The organism is Acidimicrobiales bacterium (genome assembly GCA_035533095.1).
In the GTDB taxonomy this organism is placed as follows: Bacteria; Actinomycetota; Acidimicrobiia; order Acidimicrobiales; family Palsa-688; genus DATLUM01.
In genome coordinates, this window is the sequence record DATLUM010000040.1 from 1 (window position 1) to 13709 (window position 13709).

12 protein-coding genes are annotated in these 13709 nt (G+C 67.4%); 9 read left to right on the forward strand and 3 right to left on the reverse strand.

What is annotated here, in order from left to right; translation table 11 throughout:
• The first annotated feature begins 400 nt into the window (after nt 1–400).
• Genes VNF71_03670 through VNF71_03695 form a run of 6 tightly spaced genes read left to right on the forward strand, consistent with a single transcriptional unit; the run spans nt 401 to nt 7446 of the window.
• Entirely contained in the window at nt 401–1930 is a 1530-nt protein-coding gene (locus tag VNF71_03670; GenBank protein HVA73642.1) for an ABC transporter substrate-binding protein, read from the forward strand.
• A 10-nt stretch (nt 1931–1940) separates the two neighbouring features.
• Nucleotides 1941–3887 carry an ABC transporter permease gene (locus tag VNF71_03675; protein HVA73643.1) on the forward strand — a complete coding sequence of 649 codons (1947 nt, stop codon included), beginning with the start codon at nt 1941–1943 and terminating at the stop codon, nt 3885–3887.
• Nucleotides 3880–4674 carry an ABC transporter ATP-binding protein gene (locus VNF71_03680; GenBank protein HVA73644.1) on the forward strand — a complete coding sequence of 265 codons (795 nt, stop codon included), beginning with the start codon at nt 3880–3882 and terminating at the stop codon, nt 4672–4674. Before VNF71_03675 ends, VNF71_03680 begins: the two co-directional genes overlap by 8 nt.
• A complete protein-coding gene (locus VNF71_03685; protein HVA73645.1) occupies nt 4671–5378 on the forward strand; it encodes an ABC transporter ATP-binding protein in 708 nt (235 codons plus the stop codon). The genes VNF71_03680 and VNF71_03685 overlap by 4 nt, the downstream gene beginning before the upstream one ends.
• The gene (locus VNF71_03690; protein HVA73646.1) at nt 5378–6796 is read left to right on the forward strand and encodes a hypothetical protein; all 1419 of its coding nucleotides are present in this window, start codon (nt 5378–5380) and stop codon (nt 6794–6796) included. The genes VNF71_03685 and VNF71_03690 overlap by 1 nt, the downstream gene beginning before the upstream one ends.
• An 8-nt stretch (nt 6797–6804) precedes the next feature.
• Nucleotides 6805–7446, forward strand: coding sequence for a hypothetical protein (locus VNF71_03695; GenBank protein ID HVA73647.1), 642 nt, complete (start codon nt 6805–6807; stop codon nt 7444–7446).
• A gap of 28 nt (nt 7447–7474) precedes the next feature.
• Here the strand turns inward: VNF71_03695 and VNF71_03700 are convergent, their stop codons facing one another.
• Nucleotides 7475–8488 (reverse strand): hypothetical protein, encoded by a 1014-nt coding sequence (locus VNF71_03700; protein HVA73648.1) that lies wholly within the window; start codon nt 8486–8488, stop codon nt 7475–7477.
• Between the two features lie 67 nt (nt 8489–8555).
• Nucleotides 8556–9218 carry a TetR/AcrR family transcriptional regulator gene (locus VNF71_03705; protein HVA73649.1) on the reverse strand — a complete coding sequence of 221 codons (663 nt, stop codon included), beginning with the start codon at nt 9216–9218 and terminating at the stop codon, nt 8556–8558.
• Between the two features lie 75 nt (nt 9219–9293).
• Between VNF71_03705 and VNF71_03710 the strand changes: the two genes are divergently transcribed.
• The 3 genes from VNF71_03710 to VNF71_03720 are packed head-to-tail and all read left to right on the forward strand — an operon-like array spanning nt 9294 to nt 12870.
• Nucleotides 9294–10430 carry an acyl-CoA dehydrogenase family protein gene (locus VNF71_03710; protein HVA73650.1) on the forward strand — a complete coding sequence of 379 codons (1137 nt, stop codon included), beginning with the start codon at nt 9294–9296 and terminating at the stop codon, nt 10428–10430.
• Nucleotides 10430–11638 carry an acyl-CoA dehydrogenase family protein gene (locus tag VNF71_03715; GenBank protein ID HVA73651.1) on the forward strand — a complete coding sequence of 403 codons (1209 nt, stop codon included), beginning with the start codon at nt 10430–10432 and terminating at the stop codon, nt 11636–11638. Before VNF71_03710 ends, VNF71_03715 begins: the two co-directional genes overlap by 1 nt.
• Nucleotides 11639–11673: 35 nt before the next feature.
• Entirely contained in the window at nt 11674–12870 is a 1197-nt protein-coding gene (locus VNF71_03720) for a cytochrome P450 (protein HVA73652.1), read from the forward strand.
• 14 nt (nt 12871–12884) lie between these two features.
• On the opposite strand, the gene VNF71_03725 is transcribed toward VNF71_03720, so the two are convergent.
• On the reverse strand, nt 12885–13694 hold the full coding sequence (locus VNF71_03725; protein ID HVA73653.1) for an SDR family oxidoreductase: 810 nt from the start codon (nt 13692–13694) through the stop codon (nt 12885–12887).
• Nucleotides 13695–13709 lie beyond the last annotated feature (15 nt).

Below are 13709 nucleotides of genomic sequence, written 5' to 3' on the forward strand. Positions count from 1 at the left end.
CCCGCCCGCCCCGCTTCTCCTCCCGCGCCCGAACGGCCGGGAAAGGCCCCAAACAAGGGCCGACAGAAGCCGGAAACGGGCGGGGACAGGCAAACACAGCCCTCCACCAGCCATTCACGCCACCAACGAACCCGTCACCGAAAAGAGTTTTTCGGGGCGAAGTAATTAGAAGGTTCGCGTCCGACGCCGCTCGCTCGCGCCGGCAAAAGGGCAAAACAAGCAAGACACGCTCCCGATCGTGCAGGTAGCCGCCTGCCGCAGGCAGAACTCTGAGGAGCACCATGCCATCAGCTGTCCACGACCGCGTTGCTAGGTTGGCCGCGAGGAGGGCCCCTGCCAGCGCGAGAGCCGGAAGGTGGCCGAAACCGAACCTTCTACGGCCTACTGGGGGGTCCGAAGAGTGAGATCGTCACGACGCCAGACCGCTGCCATCGCAGCGGTGGTGGCACTGATCGCAGGAGCGTGCGGGGCCAGGGTCCCGCCCTACTTCGGGCCGGCCAGCCAAGTGGGCGTCGGGGCCGGGAGCGGCCAATCGGCAGTCTCCAACGGCGGGCAGAGCGCGTCGGGCCAGGGCACGACCGCCACGACGCTGTCGAGTCTCGGCGTCGCGCAGTCGGCGAGCGCCGCCCAGGCCGGGGGCGGAGGACAATCAAGTGGTGGCGCCGGTGGCCAAACGGCTGCTGCGCAGGCCCTCTCACCGGCGAACTTCAACCTCGACCCTCGCGCTGAGGCCGCCTACTGCTCAGGCGGCTCTGCGAACAAGGCTTCCGACGTCGGCATCACGCCGACGACGATCAACGTGGGCAACGTCAGCGGCCTGTCGGGCCTCCTGTCCAACAACTTCAACCAGGGCCCAGAGGCGGTGCAGGCGCTGTTCGCCGCGGTCAACCAGGCCGGCGGCGTCTGCGGACGGAAACTCAATCTCCAGGTCGAGGACGACGGCCAGGACACATCGCACAACGCCTCCGACATACAGGACCTCATCCCCAAGTCATTCGTGTTCGTCGGGTCCACATCGGACGCCGACAATGGCGGTGTCCCCGCGATGCAACAGGCCGGGATACCGGACATCGGTCAAGCGATCAACTTCACGCGCGGAGCGAACGCGAACTACTTCACCGCCGGAACTTTCGGAGCGCAGCAGAAGGGCAACCAGGACTACATCTACGACACGCTGGCCGCCGGCCTGAAGGCCAACAACAACTTCCCGAAGAACATGGCGTTCCTCGCCTACAGCATTCCCATCAGTGCCCTGGCCGCCAAGCAGTTCGAAACCCTGTGGCAGGACAGCGGTGGGGGCGTCTGCGCGGCATCGGACCTGAACGTGTCGCCCGCGAGCCCCAACCTGACGGCGGACGTGCTCAACATGGAGAACGACCACTGTGACGGGGTGTTCACCACCATGGACGTGAGCGGTAACGCCAAACTGCTGCAGGCCATGTACAACCAGGGCTATGTGGTTGGAAAGCCCGGGGGACCCATATATGCGGGAACCACCCTCGACGGGTACACGCCGGCGCAGATCTCGACCGCAGGCGTACAGCAGGCACAGGGCTTCCAGATCTTCTTGAACTTCACCCCGTTCAACGAGAATCAGCCGGCCCTCAAGATGTACCTCAGCCAGCTCCAGACCTACGAGCCGGGAAAGCAGCCCAGCTCCTTCGGCATCGAGGCCTGGGCATCCGCGCAGATGTTCATCTATGCGTTGATCAAGGCCGGCCAGAATCCGACCAGGGCTGCGATCAAGAGCATCCTCAGTAGCCTCACCACCTGGGACACGGCGGGCGCGATGGCACCCGCCCATGAACAGGCCCGCACCCCCGGCAACTGCATCATCGAGGTTCAGGTGAAGGGCAACGACTTCGTGCGTGTCTGGCCGTCCAGCGGGTTCTACTGCTCGAACAACCTCGTAGCCGTCCCGGCTTCATAGGGGACCCCTGGTGTTTCCCTTCATCGTCGTCGGTCTTTTCACCGGAGCGGTGTACGCGCTCGCCGCTATGGGCCTGGTGCTCACCTACAAGACGTCAGGCATCTTCAACTTCGCCTACGGCGCCATCGCCATGATCTGCGCGTTCACCTTTTCGGAGCTGCGCGACACGCTTGGTCTGAGCCAGTGGTATTCGCTGCCCATCGTGCTGATCGTCGTAGCGCCCGTGATCGGCGTAGCCATGGAGCGGTTGTTCCGGCCGTTGACCTCGGTCCCAGCCGAGATCCAGATCGTCGTGACGCTCGGCGTGCTCGCCTTCTTCCAGGCCCTCGAACCGATCATCTACGGCGGCCAGGCACGCGCTTTGCCGAGCATCTTCCCGACGTCCACCTTCAGGATCGGAACCCTGCGCGTCGGGTACGACGAACTCGCGACGCTCCTGTTGACGATCGGGCTCGGCCTGGGCCTATGGCTGCTGCTGCGTCGCACGAAGTTCGGCATGGCCACCCGGGCGGTGGTCGACAACCGGGACCTTTCTGCGCTGGCCGGGGTGAGGTCGGAGTCGGTGAGCCGGGTGGCTTGGGTCATCTCCTGCGTCTTCGCGGGCCTGGTGGGAATCCTCCTGAGCCCGGGCGAGGGTCTCGATCGGTACTCGCTGGTGTTGCTGGTGATCTACGCCTTCGCTCCGGCCGTTCTCGGGAAACTGGTCAGCCTCCCTCTCGCCTTCCTAGGGGGCATAGTGATGGGCGTCGTACTGAGCGTCCTCACCAAGTACGACAGCAACGCCACCGTGGCCGACATCCGGCTCGCGTTCCCCTACGCCGCTCTGTTCGTGCTCCTCGTGGCGTACGGCGGCCGGCTCAAGGAGGTTCGCTCCTCCTTCCGACCGCTGCGCAGCCCACCGCCGCGGCCGATCAGCGGATCGTCGTTTGTCGCCGGCATCGTGCTCCTCATCGCAGCGTTGATCCTTCCGTCGCTCGTCAGCGGGCCGCAGCTGAGCGACGTCACCCTTGGGGTGATCTTCGCCGCCATCGGGTTGACCCTCGTGGTGCTGACCGGATGGGCGGGGCAGATCTCGCTCGCGCAGTTCAGCTTCGTCGGGATAGGCGCCTTTACCGTCGGTCACCTCGGCGGTGCCCACGGGGCTGGCTTCTTCCCCGCTGCGCTGCTCGGCGTTCTGATCGCGATCCCTGTCGGACTGCTCGTCGGACTGCCGTCGCTGCGACTGTCGGGCCTGTACCTGGCTCTGGCCACGATGGCGTTCGCCCTCCTGATGGACAACCTCGTCTTCAACCGGCCTGACGTCGGGGGAGGGTCGACCGGGATGCCGATACACCGTCCACGTTTGGGACCGTGGAACTTCGCGTCGACGACCAGCTTCTACTACCTGTGCCTGGGCGTCCTTGTGGTCTACGTGATCGGGGCTTCGGTCCTGCGTCGCGGCCCCATCGGGCGGCGGTTGCAGATGATCAACGACTCGCCCCTGGCCGCGTCGACCTTCGGCGTCAGCCTGACCCTCACCAAGTTGATCACCTTCGCGGCGTGCGGCGCCGCCGCCGCTTTCGCCGGCGCCCTCTTCGCTGCAGGCAGGCAGTTCATGAGCCCGAGCGACGTCTCGTTCAATGCCTCCCTGGAGCTTCTGCTCCTGGTCGTGCTCGGCGGACGGTCCCTGGTCGGGGGAGCACTCGTGGCGGGGGCCGTGTTCGGAGTGCAGCTTTTCCCCATCCCGGCAACGGTCGAGCAGTACATCCCGCTGGGTGTCGCCCTCGGGGTCATCGGAGTGGCGAACAATCCAGAGGGCCCGATCGCCATGACGGTCAGGATCGTCAAGTACCTGTCAGCTGTGCTGCAACGCGCGCCGCGACCCGGCGAAGTCGCGCCCCCGGCCCAACAGGCGACCCCACATCGGCTGGTGGACGAACAGCCGTCCGTACCGACCCCGGCAGGCGCCCGTGTCTAGCGACACCACGGTCGAGCTGGCGGTAGCGCAGGTACTCACCTGCCAGGAGATCACCGTACGTTTCGGTGGCCTCGTCGCTCTCGACGGCGTCGGCTTCGCTGCGCGGGCAGGGAGCATCACCGGTCTCATCGGCCCGAACGGGGCCGGCAAGACAACCCTCTTCAACGTCATGACCGGCGTTCTGGAGCCGACTAAGGGCCGCGTCTACTACGACGGGGTCGACATCACGTCGTGGGCCCCGCATCGCAGGGGGCGGGCCGGGATCGCACGCACCTTCCAGCGGCTCGAGCTGTTCATCGGTCTCACCGTCTACGACAACCTTCTTGCGGCGTGGGAGGCCTCTGTCAGGGGCGGCGTGGTCGGGCGGCATTCGGCTGACGGCCGCGAGGTGGTCCAGGGCGTGATCGAGTGGCTACGCCTCGAGGACCTCGCGTACCGGGCGGCCGGAGGGCTTTCGACCGGCCAGGGGCGGCTGGTGGAGCTCGGTCGGGCGCTGTGCACGAACCCCAGGCTGCTTCTCCTCGACGAGCCGAGCTCGGGCCTCGACTCCCGCGAGACCGATCGTTTCCGTGACATCCTGCTCGAGGTGGCGCGCGATCCGAACGGGCCCGCCGTGGTGCTGGTGGAGCACGACATGGGCCTCGTCATGGACGTGTGCGATCACATCACCGTTCTCGACTTCGGGAAGGCGATCGCCGAGGGCTCCCCCGACGAAGTCCGCGACAACCCGGCGGTCGTGTCTGCGTACCTGGGCGCCCAGGAAGACGGCTCAGGGAGCACGCGATGAGCCAGCTCCTCGAGCTTCACAACGTCAGCGTGTCCTACGGGGGCGTGCGCGCTCTGTCTGAGGTGTCCTTCTCCGTACCGGAGGGCTGCGTCGTCGCTTTGCTCGGCTCGAACGGGGCCGGCAAGAGCACCACCCTGCGGACGATCTCCGGCCTGGTTCGCCCGGAGGCGGGTGCGATCACCTTCGACGATGAGCGAATCGACCGGATTCCTCCACACGCCATCACGCGGCGCGGAATCCTCCATGTGCCCGAAGGAAGGGGGATCTTCCCGAGCCTGTCGGTCAAGGAGAACCTCCTGATGGCCGACTACGCCCTTCGGATGGCGGACGACGCGGTCGGCGAAGGAATCCAAGTCTTCCCGGCTCTGAGTTCACGGCTCGGCCAGCTGGCCGGAACGCTGTCCGGGGGGGAGCAGCAGATGCTCGCCATGGCCAGGGCCCTGATCATGCGGCCCCGCCTCTTGATGCTCGACGAGATCTCGATGGGGCTCGCTCCGCTGATCGTGAGCCAGCTGTTCGCCGCGGTACGGGAGTTGGCTGAGCGAGGCGTGACCATCCTCCTCGTCGAGCAGTACGTCGAGGCAGCTCTGGAGCTGGCCGACTACGCCTACGTCCTCGACAAAGGCAGGGTCGCCGACATCGGCGAACCCGGAGACCTGCGCGAAGAAGGCCTATTGACGGCTTACCTGGGAGGTGGCCACTGATGAGGATGACTACGAGGGCTCGCACCGCAGCCAGGCTTGTTGCGTTCTGCACCGCCGCCGGAGCAGCGACCGGCCTGGGCCTCCCCGTAGCGACCGCCCAGACAGCGGGATCGCTCGCGGGCTTCAACCTGGGCGCGACGTCAGCCGTGGTGCAGTTCGAGCTGAACAGCCCGGGACTCCTGCCTTTGGGCGACCCGACGGTCGGGAACATCTTCTCCGCCGACGTCCCCTTGGCGCGCACCACGGCGTCAAGCGGCCCGCAGATCGATGCGCTGGGTTCGCCGATCTACCCCGGAGACCCCGGGGCCCACGCCGGCACTGCAATCGCCACCTTCGGCGGCCCATCGCTTCCGAACGATCCCGTCTTGGCGGAAGCCACCTACCCCCCGACGCCGACCACCAAGACGAGCGAGTCGTTTTCTGTTCCCGGTGTCAGCAACGGCGCATTCTCCGTCGGCCCCGCTTCCTCTCAGTCTCAGGGTTCGCCAACCGGCGCTTCGGTCGACTCCACGATCGGTGACATCGGGATAGGCCCACCCGTCGGCAGCGCCACCAATCTCGTTCACATTCAGAGCGCCCACGCCACCAACGCGATGCAGATCGGTGACAGCAGCGTCTCCAGCATCGCCACCTCTGTCGCTACCGGGATCGACGTTGCGGGACAGATCCAGATATCGAGCGTGGAAGGCACCGCCGGAGGCACGTCGGATGGCAACAACGGGACGCCCAAAGCCGCCCTCACGATCGGCAAGGTGACCGTCGCCGGTCAGCCTGCCTACATCGACCAGGACGGTGTGCACCTAGTGGGCCAGAACGCCGGCGGCCCTGGGGTGACGGTCGCCAACGGGGTGCTGCAGAACCTCGCTAACCAGGGCATCAGCGTGCACACCATCTCGCCCACCGAGGTCACCAACGGTCCGGTCGGGTCGGGCGACTCGGGCGCGGTGGTGGTCACCCTCACGACCTCGACCCCGGACGTGCCGGGCGCCGGCTCACTGGTTCCGGGCGCACCACCTGTTCCTGGAGCGCCATCGATCCCTCTGGTGATCAACATCCTCATCGGCAATGCGGACGCCACCGCGAACGCCAGCCCGCTCCCGAACTTCAACTTCGGCAGTTCGGACTTCGGCAACAGCGTTGCATCCACCGGTTCGGGGACAGACACCGGCTCCTCCGGCTCCGGCCTCACCGGTGCCAGCGGAATCGCGCCGACGCTCTCACCCACGACTGTCACCATCCCACCAACCGGCCCAGGTTCCAGCGCACAAGCCGCCCGGCGGTTCAGCGCCGTCCTCGCGGGTCTCGGCAAACCCATGTCGGTAGGGCTGATCATCGGGCTCCTCTTCCTGGCGCTGTGCGCCTCGGGGGGAATGCTCGGTTACGCCCGCTGGCAGTTGATCGACGGGAGACGGAGTTGAAACTCTCAATGCCCAGGAAGCTTTCGCTCGGCGGAGGGGCCGGACGACGCCCTCTACTCGGACGCCGGCGCTCAGGACCACCGGCCGCTCGCCAGCGAACCGGGCCCGGCCTGGCCTCGCGCCTCGACCTTCGAAACACCTGGCAGGTCGTCGCGGGCTCCATTCTCATACCCCTCGGCGTCGCCGCGATCATGATGGCCTGGTACGGGGCGGCCCACGCCCGGGTCGACCAGCAGCAGATCCCGTACCTCATCAGCGGCGGGTTGCTCGGTCTCGGGGCGATAATCGCCGGCGCACTGCTCTATTGGGCGCACTGGCTGTACCGCATCTACGACCAGGCCGCCGTCCAACACCAGGAGTTCATGCGCAGCCAGGCCGAGATCCGCGACGCGCTCCTCTCCGGCGGGGGCAACCGCCCGGCCGCCGGCGGGTTGCGGCGCCGCTCGCCGGAGCAGGCCGTAGACGTCACCACCGGGGAGTCGGCCGCGAACGGCTCGGCGTTTGTCGCGACCGCGTCTGGCTCCAACTTCCACCGCCCCGACTGCCCGATCGTCGCACGCCATCCCCGCGGGTTGCGAGCGGTCTCGGAGAAGGCGGCGCGCCAGCTCGCTCCCTGCCGCATCTGCGAGCCACTGGTCCCCCAGACCTAGGGGCAGGCCGGGCCTTCCGCCCGAACGCCTACGGAAGCGAATAAGCGCGGCCGTGAGCGCGCGCTTCGAGCGCGGTCGCGAACGCGGTCCAGAACGCTGCGCGGCGCCGCCCCTCGTCGGCGAGCTCGTATACCCGGCTGAGCGGCACGGCGCCGGCGTATGACGCCAGCTCGCTTCCGGGCTCGGTCCGGTCGAGCCATTCGACGAGCTCCGACAGCTCCGGGCTGGAGGCCATCGCCGGGTCGTCGCGCCAGTCGCCGGCGGGACGGGGCGGCACTCGCGGCAACACGCCGACTGGGGTCGCCGGCGCCCCGTCGAACTCCCGCCGTATCCGCCGCACCGTCTCGGGGGACACCTTCGCCACGCTCGCAATCTCCCTCAACGACCCACCCGGATTCGCTCGCAGCGCCTCGACTACCCGCTCACGGATCATCCCGGGTTGCGCCGGCCTGCAGCGCCCGTCGCGCCCCAGCCGCGACTCGATGTCGACCACGGTCCCTCTCTCCAACACTGCAGCACTCTCCTTCCGGGCGCCCTCGGCAGGGGACGCTGCCACGGCTGCAAGCGGCGCTGCCGCGGTTAGGGGCTTGGGGCGCGACGAGCGCAACCGGGCGACGGTGTGGGGCGACAGCGCGCACGCCTCGGCGATGCGGCGATCGGACCAATCGGGGTGCCGGGCGAGGATCTGCTGGCCCGCCCGTGTGCGGTCCGCGACCGACAGCGGCAGGCCGTGGCCCACGTTGCGACGGACCGCCTCGACGAAGGCTTCGTCTGCGGTTCCGTGGAACGCCACGACCCGGACCGTCGGATGCCCCAGCCTCCTCGCCGCCGCCAGGCGGTGCGCTCCGTCGAGGACGACATTCGGGTGGTCGGCCCACACCAGCAGCGGCGGCCAGTTCCCTTCGAGCTCTGCGAGCGCTGCTACGTGGGACTCATCGAGCCCATCGGCGCGCAGGTGGTGGCGGATCTGCAGCTGATCGACCGAGGCGAGCGCACCCTCGTCGGCTCCACCTCCGGACAGCGCTTGGGCTACAACCGACATTTCAGACCCCCAGCCGGTACCTTGTCTATCTAACAGACGTTAGATTGCCCCTCCAGGCGACGCGGTGTCAAGCCGACGAACCGCCCATTCCCTGCAGGAACAGGCGGGTGTACCAATCGGTCAATTCGGTGTAACTCACCCTCCCCGGCTCCCGAAACCATGTCGGCGTGGCGTTGAGGACCACGAACAGGGTGCTGGCGGCCACCGTCGGGTCAGTCGACTCATCGAACACGCCCTCGTCGATGCCCTGCCGGATGATGTCCGCGACGAAGTGGTTCATCCGGTCACGCCATGCGAGCACCTCGGCCTGTCTTTCTTCCGACAGGAACCGGATGTCGCGCTCGACGACCCTGATCTGCGGTGGGTAGGTGCCACCCATCCACTGCCGGATGAATGCCGCAAGGCGCGTCTCCGCGTCCGCGCCCGCCACTTCGCCCGGCTCGTCGAGCAGAGCGAGGCCAAGTTGGTGCGCCCGCTTCATCACCGAGAACAGCAGATCCTCTTTGGTCTTGATGTAGTAGTAGAGACTGGGCGCCAGCAACTGAACTCGCGACGCGACGTCCTGCAGCGTGGTCGCCTGGTATCCCTTCTCCTCGAACAGCGCCGAGGCGGCGTCGAGGACTTCCTGCCAGCGGCGGTCGTTGAGGGTCCCGCGCGGCGAGACGCCTTCCGCTTCGGGATCGGCTTGACTTGAAGATGCGGCTCGGGTCGCTGGAATGGCTCGGGTCATCGATGGCTCCGTGTCCAACTGTGCTACCTGCTCGGTTGGACAACATTTCCAGATGGACTACCCGCCGGAGAAGCAATGGACTTCGAGCTCACTGACGACCAACAACAGCTGAGGGATACGGCGAGGTCCGTACTCGAGCGCGAGTGCCCTCCTTCGCTGGTGAGAAGCGCCTACGAAGGGCGCGCTTCGGAGGTCTCGGCGGCCCTGTGGAAGAAGATGGTGGATCTCGACTGGCCCGGCCTCGCGGTGCCCGAGTCGCTCGGCGGGCTGGGTTACGGCTTCGCCGAGCTCGGACTGCTGTGCGAGGAGCTGGGCCGTGTCGTGGCGCCGGCGCCGTTCATGTCGACGGTCACGCAGTTCGTTCCCATGGTGCTGGAGGCGGGTAGCGAGGAGCAGGCCAAGTCGCTTCTGGACCCGGTGACCTCGGGCGGAGGGACCGGCACGCTAGCTGTCGCGGAACCGGAGCACGGCTGGGATCTGCGCCGGCTCGGGGGCGTCGCGCGCACGAGCGCGACGGGATGGGTGCTGTCGGGACGCAAGACGTTCGTCTTCGATGGCGGTTCGGCCGACACCGTGGTCGTCGTCGCCGCGAGCGATCGAGGGGGTACGCCGGGGGTGTTCGCCGTGCCGAGATCGTCTGCGAAGGCGATCGCCTACGAGGTGATCGACCCGAGCCAGCCGCTCGCCGATCTGGAGTTCGACGGTGTGGAGGTTCCGGCGGAGGGCGTACTGATCGAGCCCGGCGATCCCCGTGCAGAGAGGGCCGTGCGCAGGGCGATCGAGCAGTCGGTCGCGGCCCTGGCGTTGAGCACGGCCGGGACCTGCCGAGCGATCTTCGACACCACCCTGCAGTACACCAAGGATCGCGAGCAGTTCGGCCGACCGATCGGGTCGTTTCAGGCGATCAAGCACCGGTTGGTCGACATGCTGATCGCCCTCGAGCGAGCGAGCTCACTCGCGTATTTCGCGGCGCTGACGATCGCCGAAGACGACGATCGCCGCTCGACCGCCGTATCGATGGCGAAAGCTGCCGCCGGCGACTGCCAGCGCCTGCTGGTCCAGGACGGTCTGCAGCTTCACGGAGGGGTTGGCTACATGTGGGAGCAGGATCTGCATCTGCATCTCAAGCGCGCGAAGTCGGGGGACTTCCTGCTCGGTTCCGGCCGCGAGCACAGGTCCGCCGTTGCTCGGGCCCTCGGACTGGTGGCCTGATGCGGCTCACGTTCGACCAGTCGGTCGAGGACTTCCGCGCAGAGTTCCTCGCGTGGCTGGAGAGGAACCGCCCGAGCACCGAGGAGATAGAGGCCGATCCCGCCAAGTCGTCGGGCCACGTACCGGGGTGGGCCAAGCGGTGGACCCGCAGGATGTTCGACGACGGGTGGCTCGTGCCGGGCTGGCCGCCTGAGCTGGGGGGGCGCAACGCGACACCGGTGCAGCAATTGGTCTATCTCGAGGAGATGGCCCGCGCTGGCGTTCCGCGCACCACGAACCCTCAGGGCCTCGGAATCGTCGCCCCCTCACTTCTCGACTACGGCACGCCCGAGCAGATCGAGCGCTACGCGATGCCGCTCCTCAGGGGCGAGGTCGGCGCCTGCCTCGGCATGAGCGAGCCCGGCGCGGGCAGCGACCTCGCGTCGCTCAGCACCCGCGCCGTCCTCGATGGCGACGAGTTCGTGATCAACGGGCAGAAGGTGTGGACATCGGGAGCCAACCATGCCGACTTCTGCTTCCTGTTCTGCAGGACCGACACCAGCGCCCCCAAGCACAAGGGCATCTCGGTCGTGCTGGTCGACATGAACACGCCGGGGATCACCGTGCGCCCGCTGCCGGAAATCGTCGGACCCGAGCACCCCGACCTCAACGAGGTCTTTTTCACCGACGTCGTCGTCCCGAGAGAGAACCTCGTCGGCACGCTCAACAACGGCTGGGCCATGGCGAACGGCTCCCTTGCTCACGAACGGGGGATGGTTTGGGTGTCGGCTTCGATAGTGCTCGACGAGGACGTAAGTCGCTTGATCGCAGACGCGCGCCAGTGCCTCGGCAACCGGGGGGACGCCGAGCGCGCCACCCTCGCCGGCGAGGTCGCCGACGCGTACATCGATACCGTCGCCGTTCGCTGCCTGGGTTATCGCGGGTTCGGCAAGTTGCTGAAGGGTGGCACGGCCCCCGAGCAAGCCGTGTTGAAGGCGTTCGCGAGCGAATCACGCCGGCGGCTGGCCCTCGTGGGAACGGAGGTCCAAGGACCGGAGGTCCTGAAGTCCAGCCCACCCTCGGTAAGAGGCACGATGCTCAGCAGCGAAGTCGGAAGCAACTGGCTCGAGCTGTATTTCCGGACCTTCGCGCTCACGATCTCGGCCGGGACTTCGGAGATCCAGCGCAACATAGTCGCCGAGAAGGTGCTAGGCCTTCCTAGAAACTGACAGCCACCAACACACAGAACCGGGAGCGTGAGGCCGTGAGCGCGAGTTCCGAACAGGCGGCGGACTTCGACCCAAGAGAGTTCCTCGATCCGGCCAACTCGGCCAACCCGCAGCCGTTCTGGGGCCGACTGAGAAGCATCGGGCCCGTGGTGCCGGGCCTGTTCGGCAACGTGCAGGTGGTGGGCCGCCGCGAGGTCGAGTTCGCCCTCCAGAACCCGCAGGTCTTCTCCTCTGCCATGGACGCTGTGGACCTCGGGCAGAAGCGGCCGCTCATTCCCCTCCAGGTGGACCCACCCGACCACGTCAAGTATCGCCGGCTCCTGGACCCCATCTTCGCCCCCCGTGAGATGGCGCGGATCGAAGGCGACGTCAAGGAGCTTGTCAACAACCTCATCGACGATTTCATCGAGCGGGGCGAGTGCGAGTTCGGTGCGGAGTTCGCGATCCCGCTTCCTTCCGCCGTGTTTCTGAAGATGATGGGGATGCCGATCTCGGACCTCGAGATGTTCCTCCAGATGAAGGACGGGATCATCCGCCCCCAAGGCGCCGACCTGGAGGAGATCCGCGACAACCAGCGCGGCTGGGCCGGCCGGATCGACGACTACTTCGCGTCGGCGCTGCAGGAGCGGGAAAAGGAGCGGCGGGACGACCTGATGAGTCGTTTTCTCGACGCTGAAGTCGCAGGCGAGAAGCTGAGCGAGGACGAGATCCTCGGCATGTGCTTCCTGTTGCTGCTCGCGGGCCTAGACACGGTGACCGACACCCTCGAATGTGACTTCGCTTACCTGGCACAACATGACGACGCGCGCGCGGCGATCGTGGAGAACCCCGACCTGATCCCCTCAGCCGTCGAGGAGCTACTGAGGTGGGAGACACCTGTCACCGCTCTCGGGCGCGTCGCCGCCGTCGACACCGAGCTCGCCGGCTGCCCCATCCCGAAGGGGACCAAGGTGGGCATCGCGCTGGGCGCCGCCAACACCGACGACTCGGTGATACCGGGCGCCGGCGAGGTCGACCTGTCGAGGAACCCGAACCGTCACCTCGCGTTCGGCGGCGGCGTGCACCGCTGCCTCGGGTCCCACCTCGCGCGGATGGAGCTGCGCGTCGCGCTGCGCGAGTGGCACCGCAGGATCCCCGAGTACCACATCGCTCCCGAAACGCAGCTCGTCTACACGCCGGGACTGCGCCAGATCGAGCGGCTGCCGCTCGTGTTCACCGCCGCGCCGGTGTAGCACCCGCAACGCGCTCACGGGGCACTGCGGATCGTCCCCCCGTCGACCGGTAGCGCAACCCCGGTGATCCACGCCGCCTGCTCGGAGCAGAGGAATGCGATCGCCGCCGCCACCTCGCCGGCCGTGCCCACGCGCCCGGCATCGATCGGAGCGCGTTCGACCATCCTCTCGAGCAGGTCCTCGGTGGAGCGACCGGTCGCCGAGGACGCCGCCTCGAAGCTCGCCACGATACCTTCGGTCCGGGTCAGTCCCGGCAGCACACAGTTGGCGAGAACCCCTTCCGACGCGTACGAGCGCGAAAGGTTGCGGGTCACGTTCACCAGCGCCGCCTTCGCCGCGGCATAAGGAGCGCAGAACGGCTCGGGCACGCGGGCCGTGTAGGACGCCATGTTCACGATCCGGCCCCACCGCTGCTGGCGCATGTTCGCCAGAGCGGCCGTCGTGAGACGTACGGCGCTGACAACGTTGATTCTGTACGCCCTCTCCCAGTCGTCGTCGGTGAGGCGATCGATGGGCAGGTGGCCGGCGTCGCTGCCGGCGTTGTTCACGACGATGTCGGCACCGTGCGATGCACTCACCCCGGATGCGGCCGACACGAGCGCCTCAGTGGTGGCCAAGTCGCACACGTCGCCGGCGACACATCTCAGCTCGATGCCGGGATGCGCCGCCCGGATATCCGCCTCGAGCGATGACAAGCCCTCGTACCCCCTCGCGGATACCACGAGGTTCACGCCCTCGGCGGCCAGGACCATCGCGACCGCCGCCCCTATTCCCCGGCTGGCACCAGTGACGATCGCCGTCCGGCCGGCGATACCGAGGTCCACGGGCCCCAGATCGTA